We start from the raw sequence: 15,700 nt of genomic DNA on the forward strand, positions 1-15,700 counted from the left end.
AGGGCCGGAGGCAGGAAGCACGGCCTCAGTCCGAGGCGCTAATCAAGCGGGTCGGCAATGATCGCGAAAAGCTCAACACGGTCGGAAGCGAAACTAAAGAAGTAGTCGCGCGTTGGACGGCGGATAACGCTGTTTCGTCTCTGAGTATGGTTTAGGTCAGAGTGGTCAAGCCAACGTCGCGTAAGGCAATCAATGCGTCGAGCGCTAGTCAAGCGAAGTCGCCCGCTCGTGACGAGCTCACTTTAGCGCCGCCCGCTTTCCGGCCGGTCCAGCTCGCAACGCTCGTGGACACGGTCCCTGCCGGCGATCGTTGGATCCATGAGATGAAATACGACGGCTACCGTATTCTCGTTGCCGTCGGCGGTGGCGAGGCGCGAGCCTACACACGATCTGGCCTGGACTGGTCTAGCCGTTTTCCCTCGATCCTCTCCGAGGCTCGCAAGCTCAAGGTGCGCTCCGCCCTGATTGACGGCGAGGCCGCGGTTGTCGATGCGGAAGGAAGATCTAACTTCCAAGCGCTTCAAAATGCATTGAAGGGTGCCCCGGCGACTATCGACTTTTATGCGTTCGATCTGCTGCAGCTCGACGGCGAAGATCTGACAAGGCTTCCTCTTGTTGAGCGCAAGGCGAAGCTGGAGGCGATCTTGCCTGCGAAAGATCCCGTCCTTCGTTACTCCGACCATATCCTCGGCCGCGGAGAAGAGCTGCTCGATCGCTTCTGCGCAGCCGGCCTTGAGGGCGTCATCTCAAAGCTCGCCGATTCGAGTTATGTGGCGGCCCGCGGCGCAAGCTGGCTGAAGATCAAATGCATCAGGCGGCAGGAATTTGTGATTGTCGGCTGGACGCCGTCCGACAAGGTCCGCGCGTTTCGGTCCTTGATCCTTGGCGTTCATGACCGCGGCAAGCTGCGTTACGCCGGGAAAGTCGGCACCGGCTTCGATACCGCTGAACTTCTTCGTCTCTTGAAGATCATGGCGCCGCTTGAGCAGAAGGCCGCCACCGTCGACGCACCACGCGCCGAAGTGCGCGGCGCACACTGGCTCCGTCCGAAACTGGTCGCTGAGATTGCCTTCACCGAAATGACAAATGAAGGGACGTTACGACATCCGAGCTATCTTGGTCTCCGCGAAGACAAGAAGCCGGAGGCGGTCGTGCTCGAGACTGAACGTCATGCAGCCGATCTCGCCGCGTCTGCGACAACCGCCATCGCGATAAGTAACCGTGACCGCGTCATCTATCCGGAGTCCAACATCACCAAGGGACAGCTCGCCGACCATTACGCAGCGGTCGCGGCGATCATGCTTCCTTGGGTTGGCAGCCGGCCGATCAGTCTGGTTCGATGCCCACAGGGCCGCGCGAAGAAGTGCTTCTTCCAAAAACACGACGCCGGCAGCTTTGGCGACAAAGTCCACCACGTCGGCATCACGGAGAAGGACGGGCACGAGGAACCATATCTCTATGTCGACGATGCCGACGGACTGATGACTTGCGTCCAGATGGGAACGATCGAGCTGCATGGATGGGGGGCTCGGATCGAGGATGTCGAAAAGGCTGACCGCCTCGTTTTCGACCTCGACCCCGATGAAGGCCTCGATTTTGAGGCCGTCCGCGCCGCTGCCTTTCAGTTCCGCGCTATCCTTAAATCGCTGGGGCTTACGACTTTCCCGATGTTGACGGGAGGCAAAGGAGTGCACGTCATCGCGCCGCTCACCCCTGGCGCCGAGTGGCCAGAGGTGAAGGACTTTGCGTCTCGCCTGGCGCAGGCGGTCGGCCGGAGCGATCCGGCCCATTTCACGGCCGTGTTGTCAAAGACGCGCCGCAAGGGTCGCATCTTTGTGGACTATCTACGCAATCAGCGCGGGGCGACCGCGATCATGCCCTACAGCGCGAGATCACGTCCGGGCGCTCCTGTCGCGGCACCGATCACGTGGGCGGAGATGAAGACAATAGATGCGCCCTCTCATTTCCACGTGGGCGATGCTCCTGAATTAAAGAAACGCGCAGCCTCCAAAGCTCTGGCTGGATGGGGTCGCGCTGACCAATCCTTGCCCAATCTGTAGCGTACGTGAAGAGGCAGTAAAGCCGGGATTTAAAGGGCAACGCGGCGCTCATGGCCTTGCCTGATTGGAACCTGCGGAGATCGGCCTCCGTTTGGCTGAAGCCATGGCAAAAATCAATCCGAGGACCGTCGCCAGTCTTTTGAGGGAATACGCACAACGGGCGTCTATGCGCGGCGACAATCCCTATCGCATAAAGGCGTACTTGCGCGCGGCAGACAGTCTGACGGCGCTGTCGCAGCCGCTTGATCGGATCATCGCCGCCGGCGCCCTCACCAAGATCCCGGGGATCGGTGAAGCGATCGCAGACATCGTGACCAAGCTTTACCAAACCGGCACGCACCCAAGCCTTGAGAAGCTGCGCGAGGATGTTCCAGCGGGCGTGATGGAGCTGTTTGCCATACCCGGGCTTCGTCCCGATAAGATACTGAAGCTTCATCAGGCGCTCGGCGTGAACTCGCTGGCGGAGCTCGAGGCCGCAGCAAGAGAAGACCGCATACGCCCAGTCAAAGGCCTCGGCGCCGCGCTTCAGACAAAGCTCCTGCAGAACCTGGCCATCGTGCGAAGCGGCGAAACGCAACTTCACCTGCACAAGGCCGCCGCTCTTCTCGAACATGCGGTCATATCAGTGAAGCAAGAGCATCCAGAGTTTTCGCGCGTCGAAATTGCAGGCGACTTCCGGCGCGGTTGCGAGCTCGTTTCCGATTTCGCCCTGGTAGCGCAGGCCAGAAAATCGACTGGAATCGAGGATACGACCCTGAGGCTTGTTGTCACGGACAGGAAGCACTTTGGCGCGCGCATGCTCGAGGCAACCGGTTCGGCAGACCACCTCGAGCAACTGAAGACGTTCGCGGCCGACAAGGGGTTCACCCTAAATGCCGACGGGCTTCATCGCGGGAGAAAGCTGATCGCGTCAGCGACAGAAGAAGAAATCTACCAAGCTCTAGACTTGCAGTTTATCGAACCTGAATTGCGCGAAGGCAGGGACGAGATTGAGCGAGCGGCAAAGCAGAAGCTACCCGCCCTCATTCGGGATGAAGATCTGCATGGCATCCTGCATTCTCACACGACCGCATCCGATGGCACCGAAACGCTTGAGGCAATGGCTGAAGCCACGCGCAAGCGCGGTTTCGAATACTATGGTGTCGCCGATCATTCGCAGTCCGCTCACTACGCAGGCGGCCTTTCGTTGCAGGAGATTGCTGAACAGCACCGCGAAGCTGACCGGCTGAACAAGGCATACAATGGAAAATTTCGCATACTGAAGGGCATCGAGGCGGACATCCTGGCGGATGGCTCGCTCGATTACCCGAATCATATCTTGGAGCAGTTCGATTTCGTCGTCGCGAGCGTGCACAGCCGCTTCAAGTTGCCCAAGAAGGAACAGACGGAGCGTATCATTGAGGCGATCGGAAATCCTCGGACGACAATCCTCGGGCACATGACCGGTCGCCAGCTGTTGCGCCGGCCCGGTTATGATCTCGACGTCGACAAAGTCCTCAAAGCGTGTGCAAAACACGGCGTCGCTGTCGAAATCAACGCACATCCTTGGCGACTCGACCTCGACTGGCGCTGGCATCAAAAGGCACTCGATCAGGGCTGCATCTTCAGCATCAATCCGGACGCTCACTCGATCCGCGAGCTCGACCACATGCATTGGGGGGTCGAGATGGCGCGCAAGGGCGGTGTCCCTGCGAAGCGGGTCCTGAACGCGATGCGTTTGACGGCCCTCCTTGCGCATCTCGCACGGCGCAGGCAAACGTCCTAACCTGCTTGTGCGCCCGGCCTATCAGCGCAGGAGTCCGTCATTCTCAAAATCTTCCCAGCCGCGCAAACTGGAGTGCGAGTTCTCATCGGGGCCATAGCCAACTGAAGCTGCAGTTCCGCGGCCGCTTCTTTGAGCACGTGTCATAGCGGCCTTCCCCGCGGCTCGCCGCCTATTCTCTGCAGCTGTCGCTGCGTCCTGTTCGCGCCAGACCGTAACCAGGTCGCGGTCAAGCACATCCTCCACGTGCTGCGGGTCGAACACGTGAAAGGTGATGTTCCTTGCCCGCCCGCGGAGTTTCACCGTTTTCGTCCCGGCGCTCTGCAAGCGACCATCTTTCAGCCAGCGGTGCCGTTCGGCCGTCGAGATCGTCAGAATGTCCTCGATTTCACGGGGGATTACGGGCAGGTCTTCGATATTCTGCAGTGCATTGGATACGATCCCGAATACCACCTGCACATCATTCTCGGTGCCCTCAGACAGGCGCAGGGTAAGCACGCGGGACTCGATATGGAGCAGTTTCCTGAACTCCGTTGGAAGGCGGGCGCGTATTTCAAGGAAAATACCCCTCGCTCTGACGGACGATCCAAGCGTTGCAGCCGGGGTTAAAGGCCACTCTCCAATCAGTTTCGCTGTTGCATTGATTTTTCGGCGTGTGGACATGCCCCTTTATATAGCTCACCGATTGTCGGCAGCGATGAGCCGATCGCAAAGCCAGCAGAGTTCTAATCCGCCAGCGGTCTGAACCATGATGCCCAAAGGCGCAACCACGATTGTTAGCGGGGCCGCTGATTGTCGTCGCCTTGCGCTTACCGACAATTGTACTTCACCCGTTCCGGGCTTCCTTGTGGGTGCCGGGACCAACATGTGATCTCCATAATGCGTAAGAGCCGGAGGCCCATCGCCGGCGACAAGGCGATCATTGCAGAGAAAGGTTACGATCGATCGGATGCCCGCGGCCTTCACCCGAAATGTTGCTGGGCGCCTCCTTCGACAGCGCGCCCATGCGAGACGTCCTGGCCGGGCGCGCCGCCTGTTGAGAGCGACGATCGCGAATGCGCGAACGGCTGGACGGCAGGTGAAGCGGGGTCGCGATAGGCGCATATCGGACTTGCTAGCCGTCGAACTCCGGCTTATCCGTTCGTCCGCCCATTATCCGGCTGGACAGCGCCGCGCCCTTGGGCTGTTCAAAGTGCGCTTGCATCTTCCCTACGCCGACAAGCGTGGCCGTTGTATCGCCGTAGTGTCAACCCGCTGAAGTCCGGCGGTGCTTTCTCAGCCGAGTGATCGCCGACTTGTCGACCGTGATCACCCCGCCGCAGTCAATCCGCACAGTGAGTTTGTTTGCTCCGCGATCGATGCGGGTGACGTCCCCAACAAGAACCACTCGGTCTCCGGCCCGGACTTTTGGGTGGCGGATCAATCGTATAAGGATGGTCATACGAGGGAATGCTCACCCTGGCGCGCCCGCTGGGGAGAATCGTGATGACGGTACCTGCTAGTGAAACCTCATCGCCAACCTCAAATTCGCGAGGCATGTTAACGTGCAGCATGGTCTTCCTCCCGATGCTTTCCCTAATTGACGCTTTGCTAAATTAATGCCCGGCCAACCAGGTTGGTTGTTTGCAATCGACTTCGTACGGTTCCGCACAGTTCCAAGCTGGTATGCACTCCCAGTTGGCCTCGGATCGGTATTGTGTGCGTCAAATTCTGCAGAAATGGTTTGACAGTCAGCGATGACCTTGGCGCGCCCCGTCCAGCCACGTGTTAGCGGAGCGGCGGACTTCCTCTCGGTCCGGCGATGGCCACAAACGAGGAGCGTGGAGCTGAAATCGATCTTTCGCCTTCAGGTACGTCGTTCCGGTAAATTCGAAGAATGCCGACGCCGGAAGCAGGTATCGAGCGCGCTTTGATGCTACGGCAACGCCTACAAGCAATTTTCGCTATGTTCCCTTGGCGGCAATGATCGATGGGCATCCTCGATCGTTGCCGTCCGCCGCCGCTCCTATTCAGTTCCAAGCCGCGGAGCTCGCTCGTCGACATCGGAGCCGGTGTTAACCAGCTTCCGCGCCGATCCCTCACTTCAAGATCGCTACGTTCCCACCGATCACCGCTTGGCGCTGTCGCTGTCCGCTTCGGCCCGCGCAAGGAACTGCTCGGTCGTTGAGGCAAGATGGGTTTTCAGCCAATCCGCCATCGCGACTTCCTCTTGCAGATTCTCTTCGCAAGCCCGAAGAACCTCGGTTTCGCCGAGCGATCGAGCGGCGGCAATCAGGATCGTGTAGGAGGCGATTTCCATGTGCTCGAACGTGTAGCTCGCGAGCGATCCTTTCATCACCTCGTCTCCAGCGAAGACGCCGCTCAGCGATTGCGCCATCGCCGTCAGCTTGCCGCCAGCGTCCTTCATCGTGGATGAACCCTCGTCCATCTGATCGAGACAAGTCTTCAGCCGGGCAGCCTGCTGCTTCGTCTCGTCGAGGTGCTGTCGGATCCGGTCGCTCAGCTCGGGATAGTTCTCGATGCGACCCAACTGCCCGTTCAACATCGTCTCGGCCTGCTCTTCCATGGCATGAGCGTCTCTAAGCCATTGGACAAACCATTCCCGACTTTCTGACATCTCGAATCTCCTTTGCTACTTAAGGAAAAACTTTCGGAAGAAGACATTGTTCCGGAGCAAAGCCCGCCGAGCGGCCCTTGACAGTCCCAGAGGATCAGCGACGTAGCGGATCTCAATTCACCTCACGAAGATCCTCAGCAATGCGGGTGAAGGCCAAGATGGCGGAAGATCGGCGCAAGGAAAACGGGCCATGGAACGCGAGACGCGCCGATCAACCACACCTGCTCGCCGCTGCGCGTTCCATTACAAGGTCCAACTGGCACTGGCCCGCCTCCTCGCCATCCCACGCGGCGACGTATTGAAGCGCCCCGCATGGCATACCGCGACCGCCGTCTGTCGTCCCGGGCAAGTAAGAACGGCAAGCAGATGAAACTCCCAGCGCTCGGCGAAGCTGAAGCGGTTTCTTGAGGAGGCGCTGATCGCGGCCGCTGGCGCTCCGCATTGAGCCTCGTGCCTCACCGCACCATCACGTTCGCAAGGAACGCGACGGCCTCTCCGCTCGTTGATTGCTTTTCGAATCGAGCCGCCGTCATGCCCTCCATATCGATACGCAAAACGGAATACGATCCCGACAGAAGAATCCTCTCGGTCTGGTTCGTGGCCAGCGGTAAGCGGTGCGAGTTTGAGGGGGTACCGCCGGAAACTTTTGCCGCTTTCCGGGCGGCATTCGCCAAGGGCCGCTATTTCAACGACCATATCCGCAACAATTTCCGCTACCATCTGGTTGCGACCCATAGCGACCCGGGATGACCTGACCTGCCGGTGTCTCAATCGTCCTGTCGCTCCAACCGGCGGTTGGTGGACGCGTCGCCGCTGTTGCCCTAAGTTCGCTTTCGGTCCGCGCGCACCTCGCAAAGCCCACCCCCGAAGTCCCTGCCTGGTGCAAAGGCGCTTGATCGGTCCCGCCGCCCTGGCAGTGTGCGGCGGGATTTTTTGCGCTCCAGGTGGAACACCGGGGTGCGGGCAAGGTTCGGTGCACGCAGTACATCCTCCATACGATATTGCTGCACGATCGGCTGACTCCGATCCGGCCCGCGTCTCCTCAATCCAGAGACGCGGGCTTTTGGCGAATGTCTGTGGATCAGCGCGCCATCAGGTCTGTTCAGCGCTAGAGTAGAGGCGATCGCGTATCTATCTGACCGAAAGCAAACAGAAGCGAGGCGTGCCCCACTGAAAGCACAAGCAAGCGCAAAGGTTCATAGACTGATGCTCGGCTGGCGGCAACTTGCTCGCCAGCCGAGTTGAGTTCACGCGGTGGTCGGGGGAGACTGGCCAGCCACACGCTGGTGATTCCAACCTGTGCCGATGTGCCAATCAGCAACCTTCGTCCGTCTTTTTCACCTGGCCTGGCGCGGCGGTGTTGGCGGTCGTGTCCTGCTGACCTGGCGCAGCCTGCTGAGCGCTGCCAGTCTGCTGGCCGGGCGCGCAGTCTCTGGCCGAGTTCGGATTTGTGGTGCCGCTGGTGGTGGTCGTGTCGGTGCCCTGATCGCCGGACATGTTGGTCCCGCTGCTCGTCGTGCCGGTGCCCTGACCCGTCGTACTGGGCATGGTTGTCGTGGTCGAGGTTCCGCTCGTCGAGGTTCCGCTCGAAGTTCCGCTGGTCGTCTGGGCAAAGGAAAGCCCGGCCGACAGCGCCAGGACGGCCGAAGCCAAAAGGATGCGTTTCATCTTCCTTCTCCTGTCTGAATGCGCGGGATGCGCCTGGCAAATCGAACAGGCAGACAGAAGGAGTGTTCCCCGATGAAGTTCAACTTTTGTAACTCTGGTCGTAGGTCAGCCTTAGGATGGCCGGCGTATACTAGAAGTCTCTTGAAGAAGACACTGCCCGCACCAGAATCCATGGCATGGCTCGGAGAATAGGCATTGGTGACCAGGTGTCGATTACTGCCACGGTTCGAAGGCGGATAACAGAGGACCGCGTAAGCGTCTCGATCCCAGGTTACGACTTCCCACATTCCATCATCGACCACATCAAGGTGAACCGAGGCCAGCAAATCGACCTGAAAGGCGAGGTCACTCGCATCGACGAGGACACCGTGACGATCGACCTGTGGCCGCTGGTCACGGTCGACCGTGACAAGGTCCGGCTAATGGAGAAATATCGGCCGCCAAAACGACGAAAGGCACTTGTCGTTGCCCCGGATTAGAACCGACAACATCGCGACAGGCTATGAGGGCAGGCCGCATGACGGGCCGGTAGAGGACGAGTCGAAGCACTTTGTCTACTGCCCAGTCTGCGGCCAAACGTTCGACGCGCGCGATCTTGGACAGGTGTTCCACCACGCTGAGCCGCAGCACGAGCCGCTTCCGGTCGAGCAATAGTCCAGCTAGTTGAGCTCCGGCGGCAGACCGACGTTGAGACCCTTCAGCGCGCCGCACGTTGGATGAGAAAAGGGTGCTGCGTGCACCGCGCCTTCCCCGCGCGCCGATGTTCCACCTGGACCGCAACCCGCCGCACTGCCAGAACGGCGGGACCGATCAAACGCTTTGCACCAGGCGGGGGGATGCGGGGGTTGGGCTTGCCAAGTGAGCGCGGACCGTAACCAACCTAAGCGCAACAGCGGCAACGCGTCCACCAACCGCCGGTTGGGAGCGACAGGACGACGGTGCGCGGGCTTGGCTTTGAAGCGTCAGCGGAGCGACGTTTGCACCTTTCGCTCGATGATCGCATTTTCGATGTCGATGTCGCTGACGTTAAGCTTTCTCACGAACTCCGCGTACCGCCACGCTGGCGTTCGTCAATCGACCTCCTGCAAGCCGAGACGGGAACTAGGATCGACCTTGCCGCGATGCCGCCGGACGGCGTTGCCCGATGTAGGGCAGCGTGGTCGCGGCTCGTCGGGCGCAGGACATGTGTTGTTCATGGCTATGCGGCTGGTCTCGAAGAAGCCGCCCATGACATTGCCGCTCAGGCGTCAGCCGCTTGGGAAGCCGCTGTTTGTTGGAAAACGATTGCGTAATCAAGACGGCTCGCCGAAGTTAGATCCCTTTGATCGATGGCTAATGGCGGAATAGCCCAATAATTGTTTATCGCGCTCGGCAACGAGGAGTTTGACCGGGTCTCGAAGAAGGTTCTCCAGTTCGGACAGTGCAAGATGCGGCGCTCCGTTCGAACGTAGCAAGCTCCACAATCAGTTCATGAAGCCGAGCGGCATCGCCTGGCGATGCAACTCGGATCGCAATGGTCACGTGTCTGAATCTTTCGCCAACTCGAAGCCTTCATTGAGCCAACCGTAACGCCGCCAGCCATGATCTTCACCGGGCGACCGAGCTCCGCAAGGCGAAGCGCCCCCCGGTCGGCACCGTTGCAATGAGGGCCGGCGCAGTAGGTGACGAATACGATTTGGTCGGACCAGCGCTCCAGCTTTGAGCGGACAATCTTGCCATGGGGCAAGTTGATGGCCCCGGGGATATGACCTTGGGCGAACATCGAAGGGCTGCGGACATCGAGGAGGACGAAATCGGGTTCGCGCGACAGCGCATCATGAACATCCCAACAGTCCGTTTCGAAGGTAAATTCGGCTGAGAAGTGGTTCGCGTGCGATTTCGCTCGGAGACGTACCGCCGGAGACCTTTGCCGCGTTTGGGCCGCGTTCGCTAAGGGCCGCTATTTGAACGACCAGATCCGCAACAACTTCCGCTACCGTCTGGTCGCGAGCGATAGCGACGGGGGATGACCTGACCGGTCGAAACCCTTTAGAGCTTCTGTCGTTTTCCGCGCCTGCGGTTTCAGGAACCCGGGGGCGATTTAGGTGTATGGTAATTCTGCACGGACAAAATCCTGTGGCGAAGGGGGTTTGTCATGCCGATACATCGAAAAGCCGAAAATGCTGGTGTTTTCAAGCCATCCGAGATGGCGCTGCTGGGCCGCGTTTTCGATCGGTTGAAGGTCGACGCTCAATCTGAGCATCAACGTCAAGCGCTCGCGTCCCGGATCATTGCAAATTACATGGCCGGGCTAGTGGACGAGGAAGAACTTCTGTCGGCTTCCCGACAGCCGCTTGGACGGTAGGCGATTGACAGATCCCAATGGATCGGTTGGGCTTCCATCATTCCCGTAACTTCTCCGAAAGGGCGGAGATGCTCATCTGTTCGGCCGATGCGCATGTCACAGAAGACTTTTATCCCAAACTGGGGGGCTGACCCCAACCCGGACAGTCTACCCCTTGCCCGCTGGCTTCTGCTGGCGGGCCTTTTTGAATTGAGAGCCGAAGCGTAGCTTCTATCCTGGCGGTTTTTGGCCGGTCTTTAGTAAGCGCGCCTCGCGTAGCAATGACGCGTGGTCAGTTCCGATCATTTCAATCAGCTCGCGCGCTTGAGTCTCCGTTATGCCAGTTTCCTTGGCTAGGAACTTCGCCTGAAATCCTTCAATCGCTCGTGGTCTGACCTGTCCTCGCCCATGTGAGGCTCCTTCAGGTACCGAAGCCCTGGATCCGGACCTTGTTCCTCGCTCGGCCGCTTCGGACTTGGAAATCTTGCGCTGTCCAACTCTGGCAAATATAAGCTGCAGGATACCGAGAAGAAGCAGCCTAATGCGCGTCACAATCTAGTTCGCCATGAGCGCCCGCGGGACGAACTCCTTGTAAAGTGGATAGGGTTCGACCCGCCCGAAACGTCTGTGCCCACGTTTGATTCCGATGAGCGAGTTAACGCATAAGCCGTTCGAAGACGCCAAGCCGCCAGGCATCAGCAGCACCGAGATTGAGGAAGACACCGGCAGCGTTCATTAGGCGATCCTCGACGCGATCGTTCATCTCAACGACGGAGTGGCCGACTGAGCGGTTAGCCTCTTGACGGTTTCAATGATGGCCTTGGCAAGCGCTTCTCCCTCATGGACGGGCAAAACGGCTTCCTCGCTCGGCAGGACGCCAGCTGGACATGTCTGTTCGATCGCCATCCGAACCAGTTGAAGGCCGGCGCGTTCGTTGCGGTGACCGGCGGCCTTTTCTCTGATGCGCTCGCGGAGCTGTTCCGCAAGGCAATCTTCATTGAGAACATCAGTCGATACCGGGGCGTCACGCATCTCTACGGCGACTTCGCGCAAGACTAAAAGGGGGTTCTGACCACGGTAGGACCATCTCGGGCTGCCGGCTAGAAAAAGGCCGGAAGGAAGCGCGATCATTAGTCTGATGCTCCGGGCAGGATCAACCAGCAGGGCCCTCCGAAGGCAGAGGTCACAGGTTCGAATCCTGTCGGGTGCGCTAAGGTTTTCAATCACTTACGTCCTTTTCACGGGCTGACCTCTGGGCCGTCCCACACTGCCTTCCCACATAAACGGCTTTTGGCAAGTTGGAAACGTCAGGGGCGTGGCTCCGGCGAGCGAAGATCGGCACCTGCGGGGAACGGGAACCAAAGAGGTGACGGTTCGTTCACTTGTTTCGGTTATTTCGGACATTGCGATTGTTGATTCGCGGTGCTATATCCGTTGAACACAGGGAAGACGACCATGACAACGCTGCTCGAACGACCGATATTGCCTTCGGCCGACGACGCCGAATTGGCTGCGCAGGCCAGCCGCCACCTTTCTAGAGCCAAACACGAGGGCGCTGAATTGCGCGTTCAAGTGGATGGAGGAGAGATGCTGCGCCTTCCTAAGGCAGTGAATGATCTTCTCTATCATTTGCTGACCGAAATGGCGCAGGGTAACGCCGTTACCCTGTTCCCAATCCATGCCGAACTGACGACACAGGAAGCCGCTGACTATCTGAACGTGTCACGTCCTTATCTTGTTCGACTTCTCGAGGAGGGCAAGGTGAAGTTCCACATGGTAGGAACTCATCGTCGAGTTAAGTTCCGTGATTTAGATGCGTTCCGCAAGTCAACTGAGGAAGAGCGTCAGCGTGTAATGGACGAACTAGCTGCCCAAGCGCAAGACTTGGGGATGGGCTATTAGGAAGTCCAGTTACACCGTCATTCTTGACGCCTGCGCACTGTACCCAGCCCCGCTGCGAGACTTCCTCATGGAGCTCGCAGCGGGAGGGCTGTTCCGTGCGAAATGGACCGAGCGCATTCATGACGAATGGATTCGTAACGTCCTTAATGACCGCAAGGACCTTAAGCCAGAGCAGTTGTTGCGGACGAAGCAGCTGATGAATCAGGCTGTACCTGACTGCTCGGTCGAAGGCTACGAGGATCTGATCGAAGGCCTGAAGCTCCCAGACGGTGATGACAGACATGTTCTTGCAGCCGCCATCCACACGGCTTGCGACGCCATCATCACTTTCAATCTAAAAGACTTTCCGCGAGACTACCTAGCGAAGTTCCAGCTAGAGCTCCTGCATCCGGACGAATTTCTGTTCCATCAGTTCGGGCTGAACACAGCTGCGGTCGTTGTGGCGGCGCAACGCTGTCGCGCGCGCTTGAAAAACCCTCCTAGGACGGCAGAGGAATACCTCGACACCCTCGAACGGCAAGGGCTCACCAAAACCGTGGCCGAACTCCGACACTACGCCGCCGTCATTTAGTCGCAGCCGTTCGCACTCGGCACATTAACACAGCGTCTCGCATGCCACGCCGTCGCTATCGCGGTCCAACTTTCCACCCCAGGAGCAGTTGCTAAGATACCATTGGGCCTCGTCGCACGAACTGATCTGCTTGCACGTTCGCCGCGGCTCGCATGAGTAACCGTTCTGCGCGACCAACTTGCGGCTGACGAGGCCAAGCGGCTGGCTGGGCGTCGCCCTATCGGCGTGCGCCGCCCGCCACTCCCAGGGCGCCTGAAACGTTCCGACCCACAGACCGACCTTCGCCGCCTTTGCCTTTGCTTGCTGCTCCGCGTACGCGCCGTGGCTGTAGCGCGGCCAATCCAGCGCCTGGCCGTTCTCGACCATCCATGAGGCGACACTGGAGCCGTCCGCCCGCCAGCAATCGCCGACAAAGCGGCCGTAGCGGTCCCAAGTGACGAAACTGCATTGCACCGGCCTCGAGGCGGCCAGGAACGTGTCCAGCGCGTTAGCGGCCCGTCGCCCGCAGGAATACTCAGAACCGTTCGCGTCGTTGCAGTACTGCCGGCTCTCGGGCGCATCGATGCCGTTGAAGCGGATGCGCTGGCCGTGGCCGATCGTATCGCCATCGATGACAGACGCGACACCGGCGATCGGCGCCGGCTTTGATCCGATCCAGTTTGATACGTTGAGCTCGGGCACAGGATCGCTATGCTGCATGACGAACTGCGTCACGTAGGCTGCCATCGCCGCCAAGGCCACGAACACGAGCCGCTTCGGAACGCCAGCCAGTTGGCGCACGCGCCCCGGCTTACGCCACTGGTCGGTTCGACCATTATAGCGAGACTTGCCCAACCCCTGTCTCCTCTTGAGGGGCAGAGTGCTTCTAATTGACGGCCAAGTCTAGAGCCGACGGCGGTCGGGTTCTTGGCCGGCGCACCGCACTGACCCAGGAACGCCACCGCTTCTCTGATCGTTGACTGCTTTTATTGAGCCGCGGTCATGCCATCTACCTCGATCCGCAAAACGGAATATGATCCCGGCAGCAAAACCCTCTCGGTGTGGTTCGTGGCCAGCGGAAAAGGGTACGTATTCGAGGACGTCCCACCGGAAACTTACGCCGCGTTCCGAGCTGCATTCGCCAAGGGCCGCTACTTCAACGACCATATCCGCAATCACTTCCGTTACCGAGATCGGTATGGCATCCGATCTGCCCGCGTCTCCTCCCTCCAGAGACGCGGGCTTTGAGGTTCGCGGAACCGAAACGTTCAAAGTTTATTGAATCGGGTTGGTGTGGCGTGGAGTTTGTATGAACGGGGCGAGGCTGGCGTTTATCCGTCCGATGGAGCCCAAGCTGGTCGCAAAGCCACCCGAGGGTGAACACTGGATTCACGAGATCAAGCTCGATGGCTACCGAACCCAGATCATCTTAAACAGCCCTGACGATATTCGCGCCTTCAGCAGCAGCGGAGCGGATTGGACGAGGAAATACACCGGCATCATCGAGGCGGCGCGGGATCTCGACGTCAAGAGCGCGATCTTTGAGGGCGAGGCGGTCGTCACGGGCGTGAATGGCCTGCCCGATTTCGACGCACTACAGAAAGCCGTACACAGCGATCGCTACGCCACGATCCTCGGCGCCTTCGACATCATGCATCTTGACGGCCACGATCTGCGCGACGTTGGCTGCAAGGCGCGCCGGGAAATTTTATTTGGCATCATCAAGCCGAACAGCCGCATCCAGTTCAGCGAGGCTCTACCCGGTGATGCCAAGTCGATTTTCTACCTCGCTGACCAGGCTGGCCTTGAAGGGATCGTCTCCAAGCGCGCCGACAGCCCGTATCGGAGTGGCCCGACGTTGAATTGGCTGAAGACCAAGAGCTGGACGGTCGAGGAATTCGAACTGCTAGGCGTCGGGCGCGAGCCGGGCAAGGCGGCGTTCGCCTTGCTCGCGCATCCCGACACCGGAAAGTATGTCGGTTCAGCCTTCATCTCGTTGGGGCGCGACATGAAGGAGCGGCTGTGGAAGCGGGTCAAGGAACATGCCGGCCCACCTCCGGGCGGCATCAAGAAGCGACCGGCGACGCTGTGGGTTGAGCCAGGCGTGAAGCTACGGATCAAGCATCTTCGTGGCGAGCACAGGTATATACGCCACGCTTCGCTGCTTGGCTTCGGCGACGATCCGGAGCGTCCGGGGAGATAAGGGCCCGCCTGCCAAATCCAGCAATGGCCGGCGGGCCCCCATCAGCGCAATGAAGGGACTTTTCTTGCTCCGATTTCTCCTTTCGGAGATGACGCTACCAACTATGAATGGGATGCGGCAGTTCCCGACGCCGCCCGTGCACCGGACCATTGAGCAGTCAGGTCAGACTTGGGTCCCGATGATCGGAGCGACGGTGCTGGGGCGCACCTCAATTGGGGCAGCGGGTCAGTCGCTCGACCGTCTCAATAATCGCCTTTGCCAGCGCCTCGCCCTCATGCACCGGCAGCGGTCCATAGAGCGTTGACCGCCTGCTCGCTCGGCAGCACGCCGGCGGGGCAGGTTAGCTCGATCGCTATGCGAACGAGCTGCAGGCCGGTTCTTTCGCGTGCTTGGCTTTTGCCCGCGAATGCGGGACTGTCCTGATCGTCGGCTTGTTCCAATCGAACCACCTGCTAGTTACTCCGATCTCATCCCGCTTCTTGGAAAACGGGTTCGCACCCGACGTGATGGGGGGTAAGATGCGGTTTTCGGAGGAATTGATGCATTACACACTCCATGCTGCGCCAGGCTCTTGCTCTTTTGCACCTCACATCGTCATGGAGGAGATTGGAAGGC

15 protein-coding genes and 1 pseudogene are annotated in these 15,700 nt (G+C 59.4%); 10 read left to right on the top strand and 6 right to left on the bottom strand.

Going from position 1 to position 15,700, the window contains the following annotated elements:
* Positions 1–161 precede the first annotated feature (161 nt).
* Positions 162–2,060 (top strand): DNA ligase D, encoded by a 1,899-nt coding sequence (gene ligD, locus NKH05_RS31440; protein WP_353026930.1) that lies wholly within the window; start codon positions 162–164, stop codon positions 2,058–2,060.
* Positions 2,061–2,163: 103 nt separating this feature from the next.
* Positions 2,164–3,825 carry a DNA polymerase/3'-5' exonuclease PolX gene (locus NKH05_RS31445; RefSeq protein ID WP_352592210.1) on the top strand — a complete coding sequence of 554 codons (1,662 nt, stop codon included), beginning with the start codon at positions 2,164–2,166 and terminating at the stop codon, positions 3,823–3,825.
* 21 nt (positions 3,826–3,846) lie between these two features.
* On the opposite strand, the gene NKH05_RS31450 is transcribed toward NKH05_RS31445, so the two are convergent.
* Both NKH05_RS31450 and NKH05_RS31455 read right to left on the bottom strand, forming a co-directional pair.
* Positions 3,847–4,485, bottom strand: coding sequence for a hypothetical protein (locus tag NKH05_RS31450; protein WP_353026932.1), 639 nt, complete (start codon positions 4,483–4,485; stop codon positions 3,847–3,849).
* A gap of 1,444 nt (positions 4,486–5,929) precedes the next feature.
* The gene (locus tag NKH05_RS31455; protein WP_353026934.1) at positions 5,930–6,439 is read right to left on the bottom strand and encodes a ferritin-like domain-containing protein; all 510 of its coding nucleotides are present in this window, start codon (positions 6,437–6,439) and stop codon (positions 5,930–5,932) included.
* A gap of 531 nt (positions 6,440–6,970) precedes the next feature.
* On the opposite strand from NKH05_RS31455, the gene NKH05_RS31460 reads away from it, so the two are divergent.
* The gene (locus NKH05_RS31460; protein ID WP_352496205.1) at positions 6,971–7,189 is read left to right on the top strand and encodes a KTSC domain-containing protein; all 219 of its coding nucleotides are present in this window, start codon (positions 6,971–6,973) and stop codon (positions 7,187–7,189) included.
* A 564-nt stretch (positions 7,190–7,753) separates the two neighbouring features.
* Here NKH05_RS31460 and NKH05_RS31465 read toward each other — a convergent pair.
* The gene (locus NKH05_RS31465) at positions 7,754–8,107 is read right to left on the bottom strand and encodes a hypothetical protein (protein ID WP_352496204.1); all 354 of its coding nucleotides are present in this window, start codon (positions 8,105–8,107) and stop codon (positions 7,754–7,756) included.
* A 176-nt stretch (positions 8,108–8,283) separates the two neighbouring features.
* Between NKH05_RS31465 and NKH05_RS31470 the strand changes: the two genes are divergently transcribed.
* Together NKH05_RS31470 and NKH05_RS31475 are read left to right on the top strand one after the other, a co-directional pair.
* The gene (locus NKH05_RS31470) at positions 8,284–8,586 is read left to right on the top strand and encodes a KOW domain-containing RNA-binding protein (RefSeq protein WP_352516129.1); all 303 of its coding nucleotides are present in this window, start codon (positions 8,284–8,286) and stop codon (positions 8,584–8,586) included.
* Between the two features lie 576 nt (positions 8,587–9,162).
* Positions 9,163–9,399: pseudogene (locus NKH05_RS31475) on the top strand (aminoglycoside phosphotransferase); the annotation flags it as partial.
* 176 nt (positions 9,400–9,575) lie between these two features.
* Here the strand turns inward: NKH05_RS31475 and NKH05_RS31480 are convergent.
* The gene (locus NKH05_RS31480; protein WP_352496202.1) at positions 9,576–9,869 is read right to left on the bottom strand and encodes a rhodanese-like domain-containing protein; all 294 of its coding nucleotides are present in this window, start codon (positions 9,867–9,869) and stop codon (positions 9,576–9,578) included.
* A gap of 372 nt (positions 9,870–10,241) precedes the next feature.
* On the opposite strand from NKH05_RS31480, the gene NKH05_RS31485 reads away from it, so the two are divergent.
* Positions 10,242–10,451, top strand: a complete 210-nt coding sequence (locus NKH05_RS31485) for a hypothetical protein (protein ID WP_352496201.1) — start codon at positions 10,242–10,244, stop codon at positions 10,449–10,451.
* Positions 10,452–11,189: 738 nt separating this feature from the next.
* On the opposite strand, the gene NKH05_RS31490 is transcribed toward NKH05_RS31485, so the two are convergent.
* Positions 11,190–11,561 carry a hypothetical protein gene (locus NKH05_RS31490; RefSeq protein ID WP_352885562.1) on the bottom strand — a complete coding sequence of 124 codons (372 nt, stop codon included), beginning with the start codon at positions 11,559–11,561 and terminating at the stop codon, positions 11,190–11,192.
* 324 nt (positions 11,562–11,885) lie between these two features.
* Here NKH05_RS31490 and NKH05_RS31495 point away from each other — a divergent pair, with 324 nt between their 5' ends.
* Positions 11,886–12,332 carry a helix-turn-helix domain-containing protein gene (locus NKH05_RS31495; RefSeq protein ID WP_352496483.1) on the top strand — a complete coding sequence of 149 codons (447 nt, stop codon included), beginning with the start codon at positions 11,886–11,888 and terminating at the stop codon, positions 12,330–12,332.
* The gene (locus NKH05_RS31500; protein WP_502900433.1) at positions 12,328–12,903 is read left to right on the top strand and encodes a PIN domain-containing protein; all 576 of its coding nucleotides are present in this window, start codon (positions 12,328–12,330) and stop codon (positions 12,901–12,903) included. Before NKH05_RS31495 ends, NKH05_RS31500 begins: the two co-directional genes overlap by 5 nt.
* Positions 12,904–12,927: 24 nt before the next feature.
* Here the strand turns inward: NKH05_RS31500 and NKH05_RS31505 are convergent, their stop codons facing one another.
* Positions 12,928–13,737 (bottom strand): thermonuclease family protein, encoded by an 810-nt coding sequence (locus NKH05_RS31505; protein WP_353026937.1) that lies wholly within the window; start codon positions 13,735–13,737, stop codon positions 12,928–12,930.
* A gap of 147 nt (positions 13,738–13,884) precedes the next feature.
* On the opposite strand from NKH05_RS31505, the gene NKH05_RS31510 reads away from it, so the two are divergent.
* Together NKH05_RS31510 and NKH05_RS31515 are read left to right on the top strand one after the other, a co-directional pair.
* Entirely contained in the window at positions 13,885–14,130 is a 246-nt protein-coding gene (locus NKH05_RS31510; RefSeq protein ID WP_352496485.1) for a KTSC domain-containing protein, read from the top strand.
* A 61-nt stretch (positions 14,131–14,191) separates the two neighbouring features.
* Positions 14,192–15,085, top strand: coding sequence for an ATP-dependent DNA ligase (locus NKH05_RS31515; RefSeq protein WP_352590885.1), 894 nt, complete (start codon positions 14,192–14,194; stop codon positions 15,083–15,085).
* The last annotated feature ends 615 nt before the right edge of the window (positions 15,086–15,700 follow it).

This window comes from Mesorhizobium sp. M1399, from assembly GCF_040317735.1.
Classification (GTDB): domain Bacteria; phylum Pseudomonadota; class Alphaproteobacteria; order Rhizobiales; family Rhizobiaceae; genus Mesorhizobium.